Origin of the sequence: Roseovarius sp. THAF9, from assembly GCF_009363715.1 — a bacterium.
Classification (GTDB): Bacteria; Pseudomonadota; Alphaproteobacteria; order Rhodobacterales; family Rhodobacteraceae; genus Roseovarius.
Map to the genome: position 1 here is coordinate 66908 of NZ_CP045407.1, position 23064 is coordinate 89971.

The 23064-nt window shown below is 59.3% G+C and carries 20 protein-coding genes; 18 read left to right on the forward strand and 2 right to left on the reverse strand.

Translation table 11 applies throughout. The annotated features are described in order from the left end of the window. Positions 1-41 precede the first annotated feature (41 nt). From FIU86_RS21880 to FIU86_RS21960, 17 genes are all read left to right on the forward strand, one after another. Positions 42-1124: a TRAP transporter substrate-binding protein gene (locus FIU86_RS21880; protein WP_152477492.1), complete on the forward strand. Its 1083-nt coding sequence runs from the start codon at positions 42-44 to the stop codon at positions 1122-1124. 41 nt (positions 1125-1165) lie between these two features. Further along, complete coding sequence (locus tag FIU86_RS21885) at positions 1166-1669, forward strand: TRAP transporter small permease (protein ID WP_152477493.1); 504 nt, start codon at positions 1166-1168, stop codon at positions 1667-1669. Positions 1670-1685: 16 nt separating this feature from the next. Beyond that, on the forward strand, positions 1686-2969 hold the full coding sequence (locus FIU86_RS21890) for a TRAP transporter large permease (RefSeq protein WP_152477494.1): 1284 nt from the start codon (positions 1686-1688) through the stop codon (positions 2967-2969). A 7-nt stretch (positions 2970-2976) separates the two neighbouring features. Next, on the forward strand, positions 2977-3843 hold the full coding sequence (locus FIU86_RS21895) for a xanthine dehydrogenase family protein subunit M (protein ID WP_152477495.1): 867 nt from the start codon (positions 2977-2979) through the stop codon (positions 3841-3843). Further along, a complete protein-coding gene (locus tag FIU86_RS21900) occupies positions 3840-4337 on the forward strand; it encodes a (2Fe-2S)-binding protein (protein WP_152477496.1) in 498 nt (165 codons plus the stop codon). The genes FIU86_RS21895 and FIU86_RS21900 overlap by 4 nt, the downstream gene beginning before the upstream one ends. Next, positions 4334-6700: a xanthine dehydrogenase family protein molybdopterin-binding subunit gene (locus FIU86_RS21905; RefSeq protein ID WP_152477497.1), complete on the forward strand. Its 2367-nt coding sequence runs from the start codon at positions 4334-4336 to the stop codon at positions 6698-6700. Before FIU86_RS21900 ends, FIU86_RS21905 begins: the two co-directional genes overlap by 4 nt. Next, complete coding sequence (locus FIU86_RS21910; protein WP_152477498.1) at positions 6700-7716, forward strand: asparaginase; 1017 nt, start codon at positions 6700-6702, stop codon at positions 7714-7716. Before FIU86_RS21905 ends, FIU86_RS21910 begins: the two co-directional genes overlap by 1 nt. Before the next feature lie 15 nt (positions 7717-7731). Then, entirely contained in the window at positions 7732-8859 is a 1128-nt protein-coding gene (locus FIU86_RS21915) for an amidohydrolase (RefSeq protein ID WP_152477499.1), read from the forward strand. Between the two features lie 174 nt (positions 8860-9033). Then, entirely contained in the window at positions 9034-11205 is a 2172-nt protein-coding gene (locus tag FIU86_RS21920) for a ParB/RepB/Spo0J family partition protein (RefSeq protein ID WP_152477500.1), read from the forward strand. Between the two features lie 126 nt (positions 11206-11331). Beyond that, positions 11332-11712 (forward strand): DUF3768 domain-containing protein, encoded by a 381-nt coding sequence (locus FIU86_RS21925; RefSeq protein ID WP_152477501.1) that lies wholly within the window; start codon positions 11332-11334, stop codon positions 11710-11712. 115 nt (positions 11713-11827) lie between these two features. Then, positions 11828-12124, forward strand: a complete 297-nt coding sequence (locus FIU86_RS21930) for a hypothetical protein (RefSeq protein ID WP_152477502.1) — start codon at positions 11828-11830, stop codon at positions 12122-12124. A gap of 73 nt (positions 12125-12197) precedes the next feature. Then, positions 12198-12581 (forward strand): DUF6878 family protein, encoded by a 384-nt coding sequence (locus tag FIU86_RS21935; RefSeq protein ID WP_152477503.1) that lies wholly within the window; start codon positions 12198-12200, stop codon positions 12579-12581. Between the two features lies 1 nt (position 12582). After that, entirely contained in the window at positions 12583-13059 is a 477-nt protein-coding gene (locus FIU86_RS21940; protein WP_152477504.1) for a hypothetical protein, read from the forward strand. A 105-nt stretch (positions 13060-13164) separates the two neighbouring features. Beyond that, positions 13165-13794 (forward strand): hypothetical protein, encoded by a 630-nt coding sequence (locus FIU86_RS21945; RefSeq protein ID WP_152477505.1) that lies wholly within the window; start codon positions 13165-13167, stop codon positions 13792-13794. Between the two features lie 513 nt (positions 13795-14307). Beyond that, positions 14308-18705 carry a strawberry notch-like NTP hydrolase domain-containing protein gene (locus FIU86_RS21950; RefSeq protein WP_152477506.1) on the forward strand — a complete coding sequence of 1466 codons (4398 nt, stop codon included), beginning with the start codon at positions 14308-14310 and terminating at the stop codon, positions 18703-18705. Beyond that, the gene (locus tag FIU86_RS21955) at positions 18702-19748 is read left to right on the forward strand and encodes a toprim domain-containing protein (protein ID WP_152477507.1); all 1047 of its coding nucleotides are present in this window, start codon (positions 18702-18704) and stop codon (positions 19746-19748) included. Before FIU86_RS21950 ends, FIU86_RS21955 begins: the two co-directional genes overlap by 4 nt. A gap of 298 nt (positions 19749-20046) precedes the next feature. Then, a complete protein-coding gene (locus tag FIU86_RS21960; RefSeq protein WP_152477508.1) occupies positions 20047-20958 on the forward strand; it encodes a DUF2493 domain-containing protein in 912 nt (303 codons plus the stop codon). Between the two features lie 8 nt (positions 20959-20966). Here the strand turns inward: FIU86_RS21960 and FIU86_RS21965 are convergent, their stop codons facing one another. Then, a complete protein-coding gene (locus tag FIU86_RS21965; RefSeq protein WP_152477509.1) occupies positions 20967-21260 on the reverse strand; it encodes a DNA-binding transcriptional regulator in 294 nt (97 codons plus the stop codon). Next, on the reverse strand, positions 21257-21598 hold the full coding sequence (locus FIU86_RS21970; protein ID WP_152477510.1) for a type II toxin-antitoxin system RelE/ParE family toxin: 342 nt from the start codon (positions 21596-21598) through the stop codon (positions 21257-21259). The genes FIU86_RS21965 and FIU86_RS21970 overlap by 4 nt, the downstream gene beginning before the upstream one ends. Positions 21599-22235: 637 nt before the next feature. Between FIU86_RS21970 and FIU86_RS21980 the strand changes: the two genes are divergently transcribed. Further along, positions 22236-22574 (forward strand): DUF736 family protein, encoded by a 339-nt coding sequence (locus FIU86_RS21980; RefSeq protein ID WP_152477511.1) that lies wholly within the window; start codon positions 22236-22238, stop codon positions 22572-22574. Positions 22575-23064: the final 490 nt, after the last annotated feature.

Here is a 23064-nt window from a genome sequence, read left to right on the forward strand (position 1 = left end):
CATTAATACATAAATACACATTTGCAACCTCGGAACGGCTCATGTTGGTCAACATGACGTCGACAAACAAAAAAGTAGGAGATGTACCAATGGGGATTAGAAATATAGCGAAAGCTGGAGCGGTTGCGTTTGCGACCTCTGCGCTTATGGTTGGCGCCGCGTCGGCGCAGGATACCGTCCTGCGTCTGAGCCACACGACCGCCGAAACGATGGATCAAGGGTCACACGCATGGGCGGTAATCTTCAAGGAAGCAGTGGAAGCGCAGACGGCTGGTGATATCGAAGTGCGCATCCTCGGCGCCAACGCTGCCGGTGCCGAACGTGAACAGATCGAGAAAACGCAAGCCGGCATCAATCAGATCACCATCAACAGTGAAATCCTGATGCCAAGTTTCTTCCCGCCGGCACGGGTCTTGGGCATTCCGTTCCTTTTTAAATCCGACGCTGTGGCGTGGGAAGTGCTGGACGGCCCCTTTGGCGACGAGTTCGAACAAGCTTGGCAGGAGGCTACGGGTCTACGCGTGCTCAGTATCTTCAACGCTGGTTTCCGCAGTTTCTTTAGCAGCGATCACCCAGTCCATGGCCCCGCAGATCTGGCCGGGCTCAAGATCCGCACTGGTGAGAACGATGCGCACATTGCCATGGTGAAGGAGCTGGGGGGAAGTCCGGTACCAATTTCCTGGTCTGAAGTCTACACGTCGCTGCAGCAGGGAGTGGTCGACGGGATGGAGAACCCTCCCGGCCTAGCCTATGCCATGAAGTTTCATGAGCATCTGGAATATCTGACGCTTGACCGTCACTTGTTCAGCATCCATGCCGCAATGATTAATGAGGGCGCATATCAGTCGCTGACCGATGAGCAAAAGCAAATCGTTCAGGAAGCGGCGAAGACCGCGAACATCGTTGCTCGCGCCACCGTGCTCTTGGACGAGCGTCATGCGCTCGCGGACTTGGAGGACGCTGGAATCGAAATCTATTCGCCGACACCGGAAGAATACGCTGAGTTTCGTGATCTCGGGCGCCCGGCTGTCGAGCAGATGGTGCGTGACGAAATCGGTGACGAATGGGTGGACACCCTGCTGGGCGCCATTGCCGACGCGGAAGCGAATGTTGGGCAGCCCTAATCGTGCACCGATAGGCGCAAAATAATAGGAGTGACCCCAGTATGCTTGGAAAAATCGACAACGCCATCCTGCTTGTGACTAGAAGCGCAGTGGTTCTCTTGCTGGCAGCGATGTTTGGTGCGACGCTTGCCGGGGTCTTCTTTCGATATGTTTTGAACGATGCGCTCGCCTGGTCCGAGGAGGTCGCCCGCTATTGCATGGTGTGGCTATCCCTTCTCGGCGGAGGGCTCGTCTTTCGGGGAGGCGGGCATATTGCGGTCGATTTGCTTGTTTCGCGGATCGGATCGCGGACTCTGCGCACCGCGGTGATCCGACTTGCACAGGCCATCGTGGCTGTGGTGCTCGTAGTCTTGCTTTGGCAGGGATTTGAGTTGATGGGCCGTGGTAAGTATATGACCACCGCGGCACTAAGCTTACCCATGTACATACCCTATGCCGCGCTTCCAGTTGGTGGGCTCCTGATGCTCTATCACCTTATAGCTGCCGAATTCTTCACGCGCGACGACAACCCTGGGCCTCGGTCCAGGTTTGACGACGCGCCATAACTGGGAGACCCGCAAAGTGCTTGCTCTCACCCTCTTCGTGTCAATGCTGGTTTTCCTGCTCATGGGCGTTCCCGTTGCATTCGCGATTGCAGCCGCAGCGCTGCTGACTGTTGAATTTCTTCTGCCATCAATGCCGCTCGTGTTGTTGCCGATGAGTATGTTCAACGGTATGGACTCCTTTCCCATGATGGCGATCCCGTTTTTCGTTCTCGCCGGCGAATTAATGAACCGGGGCGGCATTTCGATGCAGTTGGTGCAGTTCTCACAGTCTGTTGTCGGGCATATTCGCGGCGGTTTGGGGCACACCAACATCGTTTCGAACGCGATCATGTCATCGATATCTGGATCAGCACTTGCCAATATCGCGGCGGTGGGCCGTGTAATGATCCCCGCGATGCGCAAGGACGGCTACGACCAGTCCTTTGCCACGAGCATTACGATCGGGGCATCCTTGCTCGGACCGATCATCCCTCCGAGCATAACAATGGTGATTTTCGCGGTAACCGCAAACCAATCAGTCGGGGCACTGTTCCTTGCCGGAATCGTGCCGGGTCTGTTGATCTGTTTCGGGATGATGGCCGTGGTCTACGTGCGCTCTAGGCAACGCAATTTTGGCACGATTGTCCCATTTTCTTTCAAACGTGTCTGGACCGAGTTTCGCGGCTCGATCGTAGCCCTTTTTATGCCCTTCATTATTCTAGGCGGGATATTTGGCGGAATCATGACCCCGACCGAAGCGGCGGCGGTCGCGGCCTTCTACGCGTTGGTCGTAAGCGTGGTATTTTATCGCACCATCACCATCAAGGATCTGTGGGACGTTGCGCTTTCGACCGCCAAGACAACGAGTTTTATCATGCTGGTAATCGGCGCGGCGCGGGTGTTTTCGGACGTGATGCTGTCGGAGGGTGTCCCCGGGCAAATCGCTCAGGCGTTGCTGGGGCTGTCGGGTAATCCGATCATCCTACTGTTGCTGATCAATTTGCTACTGCTGATCGTTGGCTTCGTCATGGATACTACAGCTGCAATAATCATCTTGGTACCGGTCTTGATGCCGGTCGCTATGGAGCTCGGGATTGATCCAATTACATTTGGCGTCCTGATGAGTATCAACCTTGTAATTGGCATGGCTACACCGCCAGTTGGCGTGGCGCTTTTTCTGGGAAGCGAAGTATCAGGCTTACGTGTCGAGAAAATTGCAGGGCCAGTAGCTCTGATGCTCACCGTTCACCTTGCAGTTTTAATGTTGGTCACCTTTGTGCCGGCTGTAAGTATCTGGCTGCCCGGACTGTTTGGATATTGAGGCTACAATGAAATCTTATGCTTTCGAATACACTCGTGTCTCATCGCTTGATGAAGCGCTGGAATGCCTGAAAGAGGACGACGAGGCCAATATCATCGCGGGGGGCCAAAGTTTAATGCCGATGCTGGCAATGCGCCTTGCTGCACCGTCCCGGTTGGTGGACATTGGTGGGTTGAAAGAGTTGCGTGGTATTGAAGTTACTGAAAATTGCGTACGGATCGGCGCTCTCGCCCGCCATGTTGAGGTGCTGAAAAGTGACGTGATTGCATCCTCAGTGCCCTTGCTGGCTCGCGCGATCCGTGAGGTGGCACACCCCGCAATTCGAAATCGTGGCACCTTCGGGGGCAGTGTCTGCTTGGCCGATCCGGCAGCTGAGATACCTGCTGTCTGCGTTGCCTTAAACGCCACATTTGAAGTGGCTGGGCCAAATGGTCGACGGATGATCCCAGCTCGCGAGTTCTTTGTCGATGTATATGAAACCGCACTGCTTCCGGGTGAGGTAATGATCGCGGCGGAGTTACCAGTATCCGCACCAGGCGATCGGGTGGCATTTCACGAGCTTGCGCGAAGACATGGTGACTTTGCCATTGTCGGCGTCGCCCTACGAGGAAATGTTCTAGAGAATACTCTGCAAGAACTGGACATTTGCGTATTCGGCGCATCATCAAGCGCGTGTCTCGTGCCAACGGCCGCGCGGGAACTCGTCGAGATACCCTATAGTCCCGAGGCGGTTGAAGCTGCTTGTGCCTCGCTGTCTCATGTCCTTACGCCGCAGGAAGATGCGCAGGCAACGAGCGAGATGCGCTGCCATCTGGCTCGTGTACTGTTGCGTCGCGGATTGGCAGACTTAATGAACAATGAGGCCCTAAGATGAGCGAAATTACGCAAACCGTTACCTTAAGGGTCAATGGCGAACTGCAAGTAGTTACTGTTCCAACCCGAAAGCATCTCGCCGACCTCTTGCGCGAAGATTTGGGGTTTACCAGTGTGCATGTTGGCTGTGAACACGGGGTCTGCGGATCCTGTACTGTTCGAATTGACGGAGCCATTCAGCGCTCGTGTCTTGTCCTTGGCGTGCAGGCCGAAGGCGCACAAGTTGAGACCCTCGAGTATCTGTCGACACAAGACACGACGGGAGATCTGGTTGAGGCCTTTGTGTCCGAAAATGCGCTGCAATGCGGTTTTTGCACGCCAGGGATGATAATCTCGTGTGCAGCCTTGCTTGCTGAGACACCTAGTCCGTCCCGGGAACAGGTGCGTGATTTTCTGTCTGGTAACTACTGCCGTTGCACAGGGTATCAGGCAATCGTCGAAGCGGTCATGAAAGTGGCAGCCGCGCGTCGTATCGAGATTGGAGAAAAAGTATGAGTAGGGTTCTGCTTCGCGCACCAATCGGACAGTCTCTTCCGCGTGAACGTGCCCGTCGTTTTGCTTCGGGTCGAGGACGCTATACGGACGATTGTGCGATTCCCCGTGGTCTGCACGCGGCCTTTCTGCGTTCGCCTATTGCCCGGGGCGATATTGTCGAGATCAACATTCAGGCTGCGCGCGAGACTGATGGTGTCCTGCTGGTCCTGACCCACGAAGAGATTGCCGGTCACTATTCACCCTGGGAGGCGAACAACCAGTTGCTGCCGGACATGAAGTCGCCAGAACAGCCAGCCCTGCCGTCCCGGCGGGTGAACTATGTCGGCGAACCGTTAGTCATGGTCGTGGCGACGAGCCGCGCGATTGCCGAGGACGCGGTCGAACAGGTTTTCGTGGATATCGAACCGCTTGAAGCCGTGGCGAGCATCGATGCCGCTTTGGCTTCTGATGCCGAAGCCATACACGAAGGTGCTCCAGACAACGTTTGTGCGGACCTGACTTCAGGCAACGGCGCGTTTGGCACGCCCTTCGTTAAAGCCGATTTGGTACTGGAAGAGACGCTGGACTTTGGACGGCACACGGCGTGTACACTTGAGACGCGTTCAATGGTCGCCGACTATGACCCCAGTACCGGATCGCTGCATCTCCGTATTTCGCATCAATGCCCGCATCAGCTCCAAGCCGAGTTGGCGAAAATCCTTCGCTTGCCGCAACACCGGGTCCGGGTGTCCTCCGAAGATGTAGGCGGGGCCTATGGACTAAAGCAGCAGCTTTACCAGGAAGACGTCCTTGTCTGTCTAGCGGCCATGCAGCTTGGCCGTCCGGTGCGCTTCGTCGCTGATCGGATGGAAGCCTTTGCAAGCGACAACCATGCGCGTGAACACAGAGTGACCGCGCGGGTCGCAGCCACGTCAGAGGGGCGTATCACGGGGTTCGAGGTCGATGATCTTTTCCCGATCGGTGCGTTTCCGCAGTATCCCCGCACATCTTTGGGTGAGGGCAACCATGTGCTACGCATGTCGGCAGCGGGCTATGACATCGTCGACATGCGGTCGCGCTTGCGGTTGCTATTTCAGAATAAGGCATTAGTCGGGCATTATCGCTCGGTCGGGCACCCTGTAGCATGTGCCATCACCGAGCACATGGTGGATCGGCTCGCCCGGGAGCTGAGGCTTGCGCCGGAGGCGGTTCGCCGCCTGAATTTCCACGAGGACTCCTCTTACCCGCTTGACACACCGACCGGAGTGCACCTGCATTACCTGTCTCAACACGCCTGTCTTGAACAACTCTTGTCCGATATGGACATTGGAGCTCTTCGGAAAGAGCAGGACGCATTGCGGCTACAGGGAATATATCGTGGTATAGGTCTTGCGAGCTTTGTTGAGCTTACAGGAACCGGCAATGGATTCTATGGCCCCGGTGGGATTGACGTTTCTGGGCAAGACGGCTGTACGCTAAAGATGGAACCTTCGGGCCACGTGAGATGTATGCCCAGTGTAACGGATCAGGGCCAAGGAACCGATACAGGTATCGCTCAAATCGTGGCCTCTGTGCTGGGCTGTGTTATCGACGATATTAAGGTCCTAAGCGGGGACAGCGAAACGAGCCCCCATGGCGGTGGGGCATGGGCATCTCGCGGCATATCGACTGGTGGTGAAGCTGCGTGGCATGCTGCCATGGAACTGCGCGATAACCTCTTGGCTGTCGCAGGCCACCTTCATCAAAGGCAGCCTAAGGATCTAGTACTCTCGGAAAACCACGTGGTGGATGCAGATGGTACTCAGTTAATGGCGACTTCCGAGGTCGCCCATATCTGCTATTTTCGCCATGACATTTTACCAGATGATATGCCGACGGAAATGACCGTCACACGTCATTCGGTGCCAAAGGCGCAGCTATTCCAGGCCACCAATGGTATTCAAGCAGCCCATGTCGAGGTGGATATCGAGACAGGGTTTGCACGGCTATTGGAACACTGGGTTGTGCATGACGGTGGAACCTTGATCAATCCGGCTCTGGTCGAAGAACAGATTCGCGGAGGAGTGGTGCAGGGGCTTGGAGCCGCGTTATGGGAGGAAATTCGCTATGATCAGGACGGTCAGCTTCTAACTGCCAGCCTCGCGGATTATCTTGTGCCAATGGCGTCCGATGTACCCGACATTCACGTGTCCCATGTTACTTCTCAAACCGCTGAAGGAGTGCTTGGTGCAAAAGGTGTCGGTGAAGCCGGCGTTGCCGGCGCTTCGGGGGCGGTTTTGAACGCTGTGAACGACGCGCTGTCGCCTGTTGGAGCAATAGTTCGTAAATTTCCGATTTCACCCCGTGTCGTTCTAGAAGCTCTTTGGAGTGGAAGGAAACCATAGTGAGCCACGTTGTTCTAATCTCGACGGGGGGAACCATTGCTTCAAACGAGAACGCCGACGGAAGTGCCGTAACCGCAGGTTTGGATGGTCATGATCTATTGGCCAGCCTGCTAGATCGGCATCAAATGTCCAAGGTTGAAATTCGAAAATTTGCCTCAGTGAACAGTTTTGCGATGGATCTAGAGATTGCGTATCGTCTTTGCTGCGAAATCGCGGAGGCACTTTCTGATCCTGATACCGCAGGCGTAGTGGTGACACATGGTACGGATACCATGGAGGAAACTGCATACTTGTCAGATCTATTGGTCGGATCGAACAAGCCGGTGGTCTTCACTGGCGCGCAAAGGCACGCCGGTGAAGCAGACACTGATGGTCCTCGTAACCTGCGTGATGCCATCCTTTGCGCCAATGACCCTTCTTTGCGCGGCTATGGTAGCGTGATCGTATTCGAAGGAGAAGTCCACGCCGCCCGCGACGTCAGCAAAACCCACACTTCACGCGTGGACGCCTTTCGCTCGGCCGGTCTTGGTAAGCTCGGAGAAGTAGATCATGGCGACGTTTGGATTTATCGTAAACCGCTTCAACGTTGTTTCATTCGGACCGAGAAACTTGAGCCACGCGTTGAAATGGCTCTCTGCGGGTTGGGGGCTACCCCGACTTTTCTTGACTACTGCGTACAGGCAAACGTTCGCGGCCTAGTCGTATCAGCCTTTGGTAGAGGGAACGCGCCCAAGGGTTTTGCTGAAGCCGCGAGTAGATTGATTCAGCAAGATATCCCAGTTGTGGTGGCTTCGCGATGCAGCGAGGGACGGACCTCACCTATCTATGGCGGCGATTCCGGCGGCGTCACTCTCGAAAACATAGGCGTACTATTTGCTGGAACCCTGTCAGCAGTCAAGGCGCGGATGTTGCTAAGTGCGAGCCTTGGAGCGGGTGCATCATTCAATGAATTGGCTACACAATTTGAAATGGCGAACAGGAACACATCATCGCTCCTCGCGGATAGCTCAGAATAGGGTAAAATATATCAAATGTTTAGTGAAGCAGAATTAGCTGAAGCAGTCGCATGGCGTCATGATTTTCACCGTCACCCTGAACTAGCCTTCGAGGAGGTCCGCACCTCTCGTAAAATAAGCCAACTTTTATCGGGGTGGGGCTGGAGCGTCTATGAGGGGCTCGCGCGTACGGGCGTTGTAGCGCGCCTTGGCCATGGTCCGGGAATTGCTCTCCGTGCCGATATGGATGCGCTACCGATCAACGAAGTAAGCACCTTTGAACATCGCTCTACCATTCCAGGACGAATGCATGCTTGTGGCCACGACGGCCACGTTGCTATGTTATTGCTTGCAGCTCGTCGGCTTGCAGAAATCGACTGGAAAGACCGCTCGATCACTCTTATTTTTCAGCCTGCTGAGGAAAATGAGGGTGGGGCGCGCGTGATGGTTAGGGAGGGATTATTCAATAAATTCCCATGTGAAGCTGTGTACGCTATTCACAATTGGCCTGGATTGGATGTAGGGAAGTTGGTCGCGAATGACGACCGTATGATGGCCGCGTTTTCTCTTTTTCGAGTGGTTTTGACCGGTCAAAGCTGTCATGCGGCGATGCCCAATCAAGGTAATGATGTGTTAGCCGCTGCGGGGCGTCTTGTGCCAATGCTGCAGGAAGTGCCAACCAGAAGGCTTTCCCCCCATGAATCGGCAGTCGTTTCAATTACCCAACTTCATGGAGGTCATGCCTTCAACGTTTGCCCTGACAGGGCGGAATTAGTAGGCACGCTACGGTGGTTTGGGGAAGAAAGCAGAGGCCTGCTAACCCAGGCATTGGAAGAGGTCTCCAATGGCGTTGCCTTGGCCCATGGTTGTGAATCTGCAATCCATTTCGAGAACTCTTACCCCGCGACAATTAATAGCGCCGCTCATGCAAGGCTGGTATGTAGCCTAGCTGAAAAGACTGGGTTGCAACCTATTCAAGCGCCACCAAGTATGGCTTCTGAGGATTTTTCGTTTATGCTGAACGAGCGTCCCGGTGCATATATCTGGCTCGGCGCTGCGAAGTCTGACCAGAACCCTATGCTGCACGCTCCGAATTTCGATTTTAACGATTCTGTATTGGCTCAAGGTGCCGAACTATGGGTGCAGTTGGCTACGCAGTTATAATGTCTCAGTTTAAGTGGGTTCGACCTATTAGAATGGGCATTGCACCAAGTCGCGGTAGCTCAATCGCTCCTAAATGATACAAAATTTGAAAGCCAGAGAAAGGGAAGCCCGGGTGCCGGGCTTGAAAGGATAGAGAGAGCCTCATCCGGGTCCGGCGTGACAAGGACCCTGACCATGGCCAAGACCACAACCCGCCCGAAACCCGCCACCGCGAAGAAGACCGAACCTACCGCATCGGCCGCACCTGACGGCGCCGCCGACATCCGCCTGATCCCGCTCGACCAGCTGGAGCCGAGCCCGCTCAACGTCCGCAAGGTGGCCGCTGGCGCCAGCGATGACGCTGAGCTCCTCGCCAGCATTCGCGAGATAGGCATCAAGCAGAACCTGGTGGTTCATGCGCTGTCTGAGACACGTTTTGCAGTCGATGCCGGCGGTCGCCGCCTCAAGGCGCTGAAGCAACTCGCCGATGACGGTGTCATCCCCGCCGATCATCCTGTGCCCTGCCTCGTCGAAGACGAGCGCAATGCCATTCTCACTTCCACCACAGAAAACCTCCAGCGCGCCGCGATGCACCCGGCAGATCAGTTCGAGGCTTTCGACAAGTTGATCGGCGAGGGGCGCAGCGAGGACGAAATTGCGCTGAAGTTCGGTGTCTCCGTCGACCTGGTCCGCCGCCGGTTGAAACTCGCTCGCGTCGCACCCGAGATCATCGAACAGTTTCGTGGTGGCGACCTGACCCTCGAATGTGTGATGGCCTTCACGCTGACCGACGACCATGATCGCCAACTTGCGGTGTGGAACGCGGTGAAAGGTGGCTACCACATCCATCCGCAAAGCATCAAACGCCAGCTGACCGAGACCGCCCATTCGGCGAACTCGGCACTTGGTCGCTTTGTCGGCATCGAGGCATACGAGGCGGCGGGTGGTGTGCTGCTGCGCGACCTCTTCGACGATCGCGCCATCGCCCATATGGAAAACCCCGAGCTCCTGGAGCGCCTCGCCATCGAGAAGTTGCAGACAGCGGCCAAACCTTTCGAGGCGCAGTGGAAATGGGCCGAGGTGCATCTCTCGGTGGACTATGGCGCGTTTCGCAGTTTCGGTCGGGTCTATCCGCAGGATATCGAACCGGATCCGGACCTGCTCGCCGAAGAGGAACGTCTCATCGCGCGTGAAGAAGAACTGGCGGCGCAGAATGACGGCGAGGACTGGTCTGACGCCGAGACCGAAGAATACTACGCCGTTGAGCCGCGTCTGCGCGAGATCGAGACTCTGCAGCGCGGACGGCAGCCTTATGCGGACGAAGATCGTGCCATCGCAGGCGTTGTTCTGACTATCGGTCATGACGGGGCGCTGCGTGTCGAGAAAGGCCTCGTGCGGCCCGAGGATATTCCTGCTGCACCAAAGCCCGACGAGACCACCGCCGATACGGGTCGCTCTCCCTCCCCTGCCCGCCCGCATGTGACGCCGCCGACCTCCTCGACACCGGTGCCGACTTCCGATCCGGCCGCGACTTTGCGCAAGGCGGACGGTATTTCAGCGAGCCTTGCCGACGATCTGCGTGCCACCCGCCAACACATCCTCAGGGCGCATCTGGCCGCGAATTTCGAGGTGGCGTTTGATGCGATGCTCTATGCGCTCTGCGAACAGGCTCTGGGACGGTCCTGTAACAATGAAGCACTCGACATCTCGATCCGGCCCTTCCAGGCGCAAAACCGCGAGGTGCTGCATGGGGATACCGTCGCCCAGAAGATGCTCGAGGCGTTGGAGCACGACCTCGCCACCGAGTGGATGAAGCTGGAGAAGCCCGATGATTTCCGGGTGATGTCCGCGCTGCCCATCGCGAACAAACAGGCGCTTTTGGCCTGGGCGACGGGTCTGGCGGTCAAGCCGCAGCTTTCCTCCGACAATCGCCTCTCCCCCATCATCGAGGAGATCGGCGCGCGGCTTGACGTCGATGTGGCAGCTTGCTGGCGTCCGACCGCTCAGAACTACTGGGGCCGGGTCAACAAAGGGCATGCGGTCGCCACCGCGCGCAAGCTGATCGGCGACGACTACGCCGAGGATCGCAATCGGGAACGCAAGGGCGATATCGCGGCAGCGATGGAGCGGGCTTTCGCGGAGACGGCAGCCGAGACGGAAGGGTTTGACGCGTCGACGGCTGCGAAGACTACGCGCTGGTTGCCCGATGGGATGGTGTTTGTCGGGGCGACGGACGCTGATGCCGACATAGGGAACAATGCGTCGGAGGCCGAGGAAGGCGACGTGCCCGCCGCAGACCCTCTGACAGATGTCGAGAGCGATGAACCGTCGTCCTTGCCTGCCTTCCTCAGTGAGGACGTCGCCTGACGAAGTAGTTGCCGATTTGATCACGACAGGAGCCTTGGGCCGTCCTCACATCGAGGTCGGCCCTTTCCGGCTGGCGGGTTGCCTACAGCCGATATCGGATCGGCTGGCCCGTCCCGGAGATATCCCATGACCACCACAGTCGACCTCGACCCCGTTCAGGAAGCCGCACTGATCGCCGCGCAGAATGATGCGTTTCGCATGTCGATTCTCGGCACTACCCTTGTCGCCAGTGCCCCGCAGGGCCAGTTCGTAATGACACGCGGCGTCGCGGCGCTTGGGCTCGATGTGCAGCTGGAACTCACCCGCCGCGTCGCCGCTTTCGACACCTTCATTGCCGACAGCGACCCCCATGGCTGGCACGAGATGGGTGTCATTGAGCTTGAGGACACGACGGTCTGGTTCAAACTCGACCTGTACGATGTCGACTACCAATACGGCTCCCCCGAGCCGTCCGATCCCACGCAAACGCGCCGTGTTCTGACCCTGCTTCTGCCGTCGGAATACTGACGACCCCATCCATAAACACCGCGCCGGACCGCCCTTGCACAAAGGGCGGTCCTTTCGGACTGGCGGGTTCCAAGGGACGCGATGATCGCGCCTTGCCCGCCGCAGGAGACCAGACATGGCCAAGACACTCGACTACCAGATCACCCTCTATCCCGCGCATCGTGACGGCGCCTTCGTCGTCACCCAGTTCCAGATGATGGCGAGCTACCCCGAAAAGCGCATTCAAGCCGCGGGCATGGACGACTTGATCGACAAGGTGACGCAGTTCGCGATGGAGCATGGGATCGGCTGCAGCGCTTCGGTGCGTTGTCTCGCCCCGCGCAAACCGCCGGGGTTCAAGCGCGCGACCGAGAATCTTTATTTCAACCTGGTTGACCGAACGGCGGAGAAACGCGGCGACGCTGCGGCCTGACGCTTCCCCAACAAACCTCTGGGGCGGCCTCGCGCAATGGTCGCCCTCCCCTAAATTCCAAAGGATCAAAATCATGACACAAGCGACTGATTTCTACGCGCAGATGCTCGAATCTCAGAGGCGTGCTGCCGAACAGCGGGTCCGAACCCGAGCTGCCCTTCTTGTCGAACTGCGCGCCCTCGGCGTGACCGGCATCGAGGTGCAATATGAAGGCTATGGCGATTCCGGCAATGTCGAGGATGTCGTCGTGACTCCTGACACGACAACCCTGACGGAAGAGCTGCGGCGACGGGTCGAAGATTTCGGCTGGGACTTTGCCTATGCGCTGAGCCCTGGGTTTGAGAACAACGAAGGCGGTTATGGCGAACTTACCTGGTCAATCGAGACCGACAAGATCGATGTCAGCCACTCGAACCGCTATATCGAGACCAACGCCACCGAACACGAGGGGCTCTGATATGGCACATCCCCTCCATCACGCCGAGAGCTCGGCCCGAAAGTTCGGCGGTGTGCCAGATGATTATCAACATGTGCATGACTGGTTTGACTCATCCAAAGAGCACCTAGGTCTTTTCGTTCACAGAGCCCAAAAACACCATACGGTCGGGATCTATGATGCCGAGCGGGTGTTCGGTCGCAGCCTGACCAACAGCGCGGGCCGGGTTGTTCCGATCCGCTGGATTGGCGAGCAGCATGTGCGCGAAGACTGCCAGGGACGTATCCCGTCGCTGGCGGATTGGCTTGGGCGCATCCAGCCGGAACCATGGATGGCCAATGGCCGGATCGACAACGAGCCGACGCAGATTGTCGGCGATCCACGTGCGGTCTGGATCGGGGCGGTTGCCAATCACCAGACCATTCTCGGCTTCGAGGACTGGCTTCTGAAGGTCTCCGTCGAGCACGTCCAGCATCGCCAGAATCGCGCCGCCGCCTGATCCATCAGGCGGCAAACTCACCAACCACCGTACCACGTCCGGATCGACTCGCTCGAGCCCCACCCGGCTTGGCGGGTCGATTGCGTTTCAAGAAAGGAAATCGACATGCACGACGCCGTCTACGAGGAGGCCTATCAGTGCCACACAATCAAGATCTACCACGACCCTGATGCCGAAAGCCCACGGGATTGGTGCAACCTCGGTACGCTGATCTGCTGGCACCGGCGCTATCGGCTGGGTGACAGCCATCAGCACGACAGCCCTGAGGCGTTCCTGCGCGATCTCGCGGGCGTCTCGGATCAGAGCGATCTCTCGATGGATCGTCTGCGGGACCTCGCCGAGCGGAAGGCAATCATTCTGCCTGTGTTTCTCTTTGACCATTCCGGTCTCGCGATGAACACCATCGGGTTCCACTGCCCGTGGGATTCCGCCCAAGTCGGCTACGTCTATGTGACGCTTGAGGCGGTCCGGATGGAATTCGGTGTAAAACGCGTGACCAAGGCCCTGCGCGAAAAGACTGAAGGCGTCTTACGTGGTGAGATCGCCGACTACGATTCCTACCTTGGTGGGCGTGTCTATGGTTACATCGTCGAACAGGGTGGCGAGGAGATCGACGCTTGCTGGGGGTTTGTTGGCGACTATGAGACGCATTGTTTGCCGGAGGCGCGGAATGCTGTTCCTCGGTCCGATCCCCATCCGCCATCCGCGACCGGTGTATTGACCGCATATCCATAGTCTAAATCGCCGCCACACACCGGAACTATGGGCAGCACCCGATCGCGCGCGCATTGCTGCATTGCAGAAAAGTCATCGCCCGCCCATTGTGCGACTGCAGCATTGCTCCTATGTTTGCTCTTGTGATCGGTTCTCTCCTCCTCCCTGAGCCGATCCGGAATAATCGGCGGCATCCACCTCCTCCCGGATGCCGCCTTTTTATTTGCAGATCCCCATTCTGAGCTCTTGCGATTTCTCCTCGTTGACCATTCGGTCCCCGAGCTTGCTATGTGTCGGGTCCGTTTCGTTGAAGGTGCCTAAAATGCAGGCACGGCCGTGTCCCAGCAGCTTGGCATGGGTTTGCGCGACAACGCCCACAGCGTCATCCCCAGATTTTGTGGATAAGTTCTCGCTGCCAAGACTACAACTTTCGAGGCCATGAAAGAGCGAGAGGCAGGGCGGGAGGGGTGACCCCTCCCGGGTGAGAGAGTGCGCGCGGGGCTGGGGGCCAACCCTCAACCCCGGAGATTGCCGATGAACGCTCACCCCCATTCCGTCCAACTTGCAACCGAGCCCGAAGCCCCTGCCCTGCCCGCGGCTGCAGGCTTCGCCGAGCACCTGATGCAGGCTGCGAAAACCCTCGTCCCTCTGTTCGAAGCGGGCAGGTCTATCGACGCTGCCGCTCTTCGTGCCGCCATGGAAGAGGCTTTCGGCGCAAATGACACCAGTGGCACCTGGGTCTGGAAAGACGCCTACGAGGCCGCCGAGATCGCCCAGATTCTGATGCTCTCGCGCTATGGCGCGCTGATGCAACGCCAAGCGGCCACGCCGCACGCCTTTCTCTCCATGATCGAGCGCCTCGCCAGTCTGGCGCCGTCCCACACGCGGCGTTCAGAAGACAGCGTGCGCTTGCAACAATTCTCGACCCCTCTGCCTCTCGCGGCAATTGTCGCCCGGGCGGCGGGGTTTCGGGATGACGACCTGGTGCTCGAGCCTTCGGCGGGTACCGGCATGTTGGCAGTCTTCGCGAAGAACGCGGACGCACGGCTGGCGCTGAATGAGCTTGCCGAGACCCGCCGCGCCCTGCTGGGACACCTGTTCCCGGAGGCCGTTGTCTCAGACCACAATGCCGCGTCGATCGATGACCGACTCGACCGATCGATCACGCCCTCGGTCATCGTGATGAACCCGCCGTTTTCGGCTGCGAACCATGTCGAAGGCCGGTTCCGGCAGGCCACCAGTCAGCATGTACTCTCCGCCTTGGCGCGGCTCGCGCCTGGTGGGCGGCTTGTCGTCATCACCGGCGAGAGTTTCCGCCCGTCAACGAAATCCTTCCAGTCGACGTTTCAGCGGATTGGGCAGAGCGCCGATGTGGTATTTTCCGCAGCCATCGACGGCAAGGTCTTCGCGCGGCATGGCACCACGATCGACACGCGGTTGACGGTGATCGACAAGCGCGCGGCTGGTGCTGAAGAGACCGCGCTGGTCAAGAGCGAGGCCGCCTATCATCCGATCTGCGCAACCACAGCTGATCTTCTCTCGGTGGTGCTCGCGCATTGCCGGGAGCGGCGCAGCCCCCCACCTTGCCCCACCAGCACGGCCCTCTCGGTCCCTTCTCAACCGACCCGCACCAACCTGCACGCTCTGCGCAACGCCGCCCGTAAGGAAACTCGCGCACTCGCCGAAGAACGCGCGAAGCACCCGTTTGATGACATCGAGACCGCCCCGCTCGACTACCTGCCAAAAGCCTGGAGCGAAGCCGAGGGCGCACTGCAGGACACGGTCTATGAGGCCTATGACCTTCAGGCGATCCGGATCGACTGCGCGGCGGAACATCCGACAGCACTTGTCCAATCCGCGGCCATGGCCTCGGTCCCGCCGCCCGTGCCGACCTACCGTCCCGTCTTGCCGAAGACCCTCGTCGCGGATGGCCTTCTCTCCGCGCCGCAACTCGAAAGCGTCATCTATGCGGGCAATGCGCATGAGACGCATCTGAAGGGCTGGTTCAAGCGTGGGGAGATCGAGGGTCAGCTCATAGCAGCGGCCAAGAGCGACGAAGGCGCCTTCCGTCTCCGTAAAGGCTGGTTCCTCGGCGATGGCACGGGCTGCGGCAAAGGGCGGCAGGTCGCGGGCATCATCTTGGACAACTGGCTGCAGGGCCGCCGCCGTGCAGTCTGGGTCTCGAAGAGCGACAAGCTCGTTGAGGATGCACGGCGCGACTGGATGGCGCTCGGCGGGCGTGAAAGCGATATCGTCCCGCTTTCCAAGTTCCGCCAGGGCAGCGACATCCGACTGCCCGAGGGCATCCTTTTCGTCACCTATGCCACGCTGCGCTCGGCGGAACGCGAGGGGAAAGCCTCCCGCCTCGATCAGGTGACGTCCTGGCTTGGCGAGGGGTTCAACGGGGTCATCGCTTTCGATGAAAGCCACGCCATGGCGAATGCTGCTGGCGAAAAGTCCGACCGCGGCGACAGACGCGCCTCCCAGCAAGGCCTTGCGGGCCTTGCGCTGCAAAACGCCGTTCCTGATGCGCGCGTCCTCTACGTTTCGGCCACCGGCGCCACGGTTGTCGGCAATCTCGCCTATGCCTCCCGTCTCGGTCTCTGGGGCACGGGTGATTTCCCCTTCGTGACGCGCGCGGAGTTTGTCGCCGCAATGGAGGCCGGAGGCATTGCCGCCATGGAGATGATCTCGCGCGACCTGAAGGCGCTCGGCCTCTATCTGGCGCGCTCCCTCTCCTATGCCGGGGTCGAATACGAGATGCTGGTCCATGAGCTGACGCCCGCCCAAGTCGCGATCTATGATAGCTACGCAGACGCCTACCAGATCATCCACACCAACCTCGAGGCGGCGCTTCAGGCCTCGGGTATTTCCTCCGAGATCGGCACCTTGAACGGCCAAGCCAAATCCGCAGCGCGCTCGGCGTTTGAGAGCAACAAACAGCGCTTCTTCAACCATCTTATCACTGCCATGAAATGCCCCTCGCTGATCCGCGCGATCGAGGCGGACCTAGCGGCGGGCCATTCGGCGGTGATCCAGGTGGTTTCGACCAGCGAAGCGGTGATGGAACGCCGCCTCGAAGAGATCCCGCCGTCGGAGTGGGACGACCTGCAGGTCGACTTCACTCCGCGCGAGAACATCATGGACTACCTGATGCACTCCTTCCCGACGCAGCTTTTTGAACCCTACACGGACGAGAATGGCGATCTGCGCTCGCGTCCGGCCCTCGATGGCGATGGCAATCCGATCATCTGTCGCGAGGCCGAGCGGCGGCGGGATGATCTTGTCGAGCATTTGGGGGCCCTCGCCCCGGTGCAGGGCGCGCTCGATCAGATCCTGTGGCATTTTGGCGGGGAGGCCGTTGCCGAGGTCACGGGGCGCAAGCGGCGCATCGTGAAAACGCTTGAGGGGCGGCTTAAGGTCGAAAACCGCCCCGCCTCCTCCAACCTCGGTGAGACGCAGGCCTTCATGGATGATGCCAGGCGCATCCTGATTTTCTCCGACGCCGGTGGCACGGGGCGCAGTTACCACGCCGATCTAGGGGCAAAGAACCAACGTCTGCGGGTGCATTACCTGCTGGAGCCCGGCTGGAAGGCCGACAATGCGATCCAGGGGCTGGGGCGCACCAATCGCACCAACCAGGCGCAGCCGCCGCTGTTCCGGCCGGTGGCGACCAATGTGAAAGGCGAGAAGCGCTTCCTTTCCACCATTGCCCGCCGCCTCGACACGCTCGGTGCCATCACCAAGGGGCAACGCGAGACCGGCGGGCAGAACATGTTCCGCGCCGAGGACAACCTTGAGAGTCCCTACGCACGCGCTGCGCTGCGGCAGTTCTTCTACAAGCTGCGTGCGGGCAAGATCGAGGCCTGCTCTTACGCCAAATTCCAGGAGATGACCGGGCTGACGCTCGATGAGGCGGACGGCACGATGAAAGAGAATCTGCCGCCGATCCAGCAGTTCCTGAACCGCTGCCTTGCGCTGAGGATCGACATGCAGGACGCAATTTTCGAGGCCTTTGGTGGGTTTCTTTCGGCGATCATCGAAGATGCGCGGCAGGCGGGCACGCTTGATGTCGGGCTAGAGACCCTGCGCGCAGAGAAGTTCGTCATCACCGACCGCAGGGTCATCTTCGAGCACGAGGCGACGGGGGCGACGGCCGCCGCGCTGACGGTGGAACGCACGGATCGCAACGATCCGCTGACCCTGCCCCGCGTCAAAGCAATCTGCGCCGATATGAAGGGTGCGACGCTGTGCTGGAACAAGACCTCCAAGCGTGCGGCGCTGATGGTGAAGGCGCCGGCCTTCATGGACGAGGATGGCGTGCCGATCCTGCGGGTGAAGCTTCTGCGACCCATGGCCACCGAGATCCTCACCCTTTCCGAGTTCTCGAAATCGCACTGGGAAGAGGTCGATGACACGATGTTCGCACAGCTCTGGCAGGCCGAGGTCGCGGCGGTTCCGGAGTTCACCACCTCGAAAATCACGTTGATCTGCGGCCTCCTGCTGACGATCTGGGACAGGCTCCCTTCGGACAATATGCGCATCTATCGCCTGCAGACCGAGGACGGGGAACGCGCTATCGGCCGTCTGGTCAGCCAGGAGCAGCTTTTGAACGTCTATGCGCGGCTCGGGCTCGATTGTCAGATCGAGATGACGCCTCAAGAGGTCTTTGCCGCGGTGATGCATGCGAAGACGACCTTGAACCTGCTTGGTGGCTACCAGCTGCGCCGGTCGCTGGTGATGGGACAGCCAAGGCTTGAGCTCATCGGCGCGTCGGGCGCGGTCCTGCCCGCACTGAAAGCGATGGGTTGTTTCACCGAGGTGATCCAGTGGAAGACGCGGGTGTTCATCCCTGTGGACGGCACCGAGGTGCTGGCGCGCGTGCTCGCCGAACATCCGGTTGGGGCCAGCGGCGCGGATGCTGCCGCATGAGCGCGCGGCGCAGCATCGCAGACCTCTCGGCCGATCTGGCAGATCGGGCCGAGAGCTTCTGCCGCCAGTACTTCCCCGAGGGTCGCAAGCAGGGCAATTATTGGCAGGTCGGCGACACGTCCGGTGCAAAGGGTCAGAGCCTCGCGATCCGGCTGCAGGCGCAGGACGGGCGCAAAGCCGGGTCATGGCAAGATTTCGCGACAGGGGAGTATGGCGATCTGATCGACCTGCTGCAGGAACGGCTCGGATCGGTCACGCTGAAGGAAACACTGAGCGAGGCCCGGTCCTTCCTGGGAGCAGCCCCCTGCCCTTCCGTGCCTCATGACACCCGCAAAGATGGACTCCCCAATGCAGGCCCCAGCAAACGAACAGCGCGGGCGCGCAAACTCTTTGCTGCTGGCAAGCCGGTGCTTGGCAGCTTGGCCGCCACCTATCTGCAAGGGCGCAGCATCACGCGCCTCGGCCCGGCCCTGCGCTATCACCCGCGGGTCTTCCTGCGGCAGGGCGAGGACGACCCCGATCCGCTGCAAAGGGCCCCTGCCCTGCTCGCGAAGATCACCGACAATCGGGGTCAGATCACTGGCTGCGCACGCTTCTATCTCGGCCCGTCCACCGGCGGCTTGGCCGCGATCGAGAGCCCGAAACGGATCCTCGGGCAGCTGCATGGCCATGCCATCCGCTTCTGGTCCGGCTCACCTCGCACCGATCTCATCGTGGGCGAAGGTCTCGAGAACTCCCTCTCGGTCGGCACGGCTCTCCCCGAGTTCGATCTCGCCTCCTGTCTCACCGCCACCCATCTCGGCCTCTTCATCCCGCCGCCGGGGATCAAGCGTATCTGGATCGCGCGGGACAATGACCAAGCTGGACATGAAGCATCAAAGAGATTGCGTAAACACCTGGAATCGCTTGGAATTGCCTGCGGTGATCTCGTGCCGACCATGGGGGATTTCAACGATGATCTGCGGGCATTCGGCAAAGATGCGCTGCGCCGGTCGTTGCTTGAGGTCATAAAAGCACAAGGTCTGGAGATCGAGGACGGGTGACCGCCGGCCCCCTCAATGATGTCCGACAAGGCAAAGGTTCCTCCCGTTCGATCTGATCCCGTTTGGATTACGGGAGCGATGGACCGGCGGGTCGGGGCTGAGTGCCCCTCGCCCGGGCCGCAATGCGCCCCGCACCAGAAAATTCCCCTGCCCCTTCGGGCCATTCCTCGCGGGGACAATTTTCCGGCCCGGGTCACATTCTCCGCTGCGCTCCGATCCTGACGGATGCGGCCCCGTCGCCGCCGGTCCTGTTATCGCCCCATCCAAATCGGGTCAGATCAAACAGAGGAACCAGACAATGCCCCATCAGACAGATATCCCCGAGGAGACCGGCGTGACCTCCGCCATCATCGACCACCTGGCGCTTCACGGCGCAACGCCCGGGCCCGGCGAAACCGATCATCGCCCCCTGCCCCAGCCCGACGAGGTCGAGCTTGCCATGGCGAGCCTCTTTGACACCACCATCGGCCTCCTCACTGGCAGCCAGTTGGAAGACAATCTCGAAGAGATGCTCTGGTCCCTCACCTCGATCTTCCATCGCAGGCTCACCCATATCCAGAAGCTCCTCGACGACAACGAATTCGAGGTCCGGGAAAGTTTGGCCGTCCAGGACGGCTCCGAGGTCGCCTCGGTCGAGCTGGAGCGCCTCCAGATGATCGGGCTTAAACTCTGGGACCACCGCGACGCCTTCGAACAAATGCGCGATTTGGCCGTGGACCACTTCTCGGCCGCCACCGGTTCACCCTGGCTGCCCCGGACCGGATCAAAGGTCTCCCATCGCGGTCTCACCTCCGCCGTGGTGGACAGCCGGGCCTATCTCTCGGCCAAGCGCCGCAAGGAGACCGAAGTGCACTGCCCCGAAGGCACTCGGATCGCCTTCTCGGGCGGGGACTATCACGCCTATGATCTGATCTGGTCCATCCTCGATGCCACCCACGCCAAATATCCCGACATGGTGCTCCTGCATGGCGGCACACCCAAGGGCGCCGAGATGATCGCGGCCCGTTGGGCAGATACCCGTGGGGTCACCCAGGTGGTCTTCAAGCCCGACTGGAAGAGCCACGGCAAGGCTGCCCCCTTCAAGCGCAACGACAAGATGCTCGAGACCATGCCGCAGGGTCTGATCGCCACGCCCGGTTCGGGCATCACCGAGAACATCGTCGACAAGGCCCGCAAGCTCGGGATCCGCATCAAGAGGATCGGGGCTTAGGCCCCGGTTCACGCCCCGCGCAACAGGTCCTGCACGACAGAAGGCTTCTTTGCGATCAGTGCCAAGAGAACCTGTGCAGGGCCTGTCGGTTGCCGACGCCCGTGTTCCCAGTTCAGCAGCGTGCCTTTCGCGACGCCAATGCTCTTGGCGAACTCAGCCTGGGACAGGCCAGTCCGTTGCCGAACTTGGGCCACATCGACCTCAGCAACGGACACTTCATGCACTTTGGCGTCGGACAAATCGCCATTTGCGAAAGCCAGAGCCTCTTCCAGGCCTTTGGACACGGATTCGAATGCACTCACGTTGCGTCTCCATATTTTGCGACAAGCGCCTTGCTCATCTCTACCGCGGCAGCCTGTTCGGTCTTCGACAGGTTGGCCTTCTCATTCTTGGCGAAGACCGTGATCAGGAAGATCGGCATATGGGTCCCGCCAAAGACATACACCGTCCTGAAGCCGCCGCGCTTGCCGCTCCCCTCCCTCGGAATGCGGACCTTGCGCAACCCGCCACCAAGAGAGACGCCTGCTTCCGGATTGGCGGCAATGAAGTCGATCGCGGCCTCGCGTTCTTGGTCCGACATGATCGCCTTGGCCCGTCTTTGGAATTCGGGCAGTTCGACCACCGTCTGCAATCGTGTCATCTTCAGTCCCATATAGGTTTCAGCGGCGTATGTGTCAATGACGTATAGATTGCGTGCTGCAAAGGCAAGTCGGCGACGGATGCTAGAGCCTGGCAGTTTGCCCTGTCAGTTGGTCGCGGCGACCTTTGGCCAAACGTCCTGCCGTATAGATTGACCGATCCGACCAGCCGGGCTGCCAATGCGGGCGATTGGATGGTTGCGGTGTCTCGTGACGACCCGGCCTTTCGTTCCACGCTCTGATCGCCTCGAGTACTCATCCGCATCGTGGGCGCTTCAGCGAAGACAATGGGCGCGGCAGTGATCTTGGGGGATGCGAATTTGACGTCTGGACTACGTCTTATCACCGATCAGTTTAGAAGGGAGCCAAGGACCCCGGCATCTCCCTCGTCTGTTCACCCACATTCCTTCGCGGCCACCGGACTTCTCCGGGTGTCTGAGTTGCATGACATGCTGGTCGCAGCTGTCGTCCCGTCCACAAAGGTTGTCGCCGATCTTTTTCCCCTGACCCTGCGGGTCATTCCGCGCGGATCAAAAAGACCGGCGCCTGCCCCTCTCCGCTGCGCTTCGCCTTCGGTGTGGCCGGGCCTTGGCCAGCTGCAAGGTGACCATCATTGCAACGCAAACAAGGAGAAGAGCAATGACCACGAACTGCATCAAATTCACCAGCGCCGACATCGAGACCGCCAAGGGCGTCGGCTCCATCTCGACCCTGACCTTCGATCTCGACATCACGGTCGAACCCGTCGTAAGCGCGAACCCGATGGCCCCCACGCACCGCGTCCTCGGCCGCTCCCCGCGCGGCAAGCTGGTCGAGTGCGGCGGCATCTGGAAGAAGCAGAACAAGGAGACCGGCGCCGACTACTACACGCTGACCATCCGCGACCACGTCTTCAACGCCAACCTCGGCAAGGCCGCGAACCAGGACGATCTGTCCCTGCAGGCCGTCATCCCCTGGGGTCCCAAAGACGCCGCCTAAGCCAAAGAATCGGCCGGGTTGCTCCGGCCGATTCCCATCCTTTCTACTAATATCTGTGCTTCAGGCAGCCTTCCGCCGATGCGATTTGGTTGCCACAATTGGCTCGGTTTAAGAGCTACGTCTCGGCAACGTTTTTCAAACTTACAACGCAAGCCACAGAGTCCCTCGTCTCGATCGGAAAGCGAACTTACAGCAACGTATCGGCAGTTTGACAGCCGTGCAAATCTATAAATACCTTTAATAACAAAACTGTAAGCGTATCCGTCGCGCGGACTGCATGATCAAATGTGGGTGCGCGCGTGTGAGACAATCTAGATGTTGGGCTATGGTGTGACTATGTCACTACCTTTTGCGACGCCACCTAACGTCAACATCTAGGCGGGTCACAGTTGTGACCAGAGCAATAATCGTTGTGAAGACTCATTTTTCCGTGTAGATGACACTTTAAAGAGCGAATTCGCTGAAAAAGCGATATTTAGAGGGTGGGCAG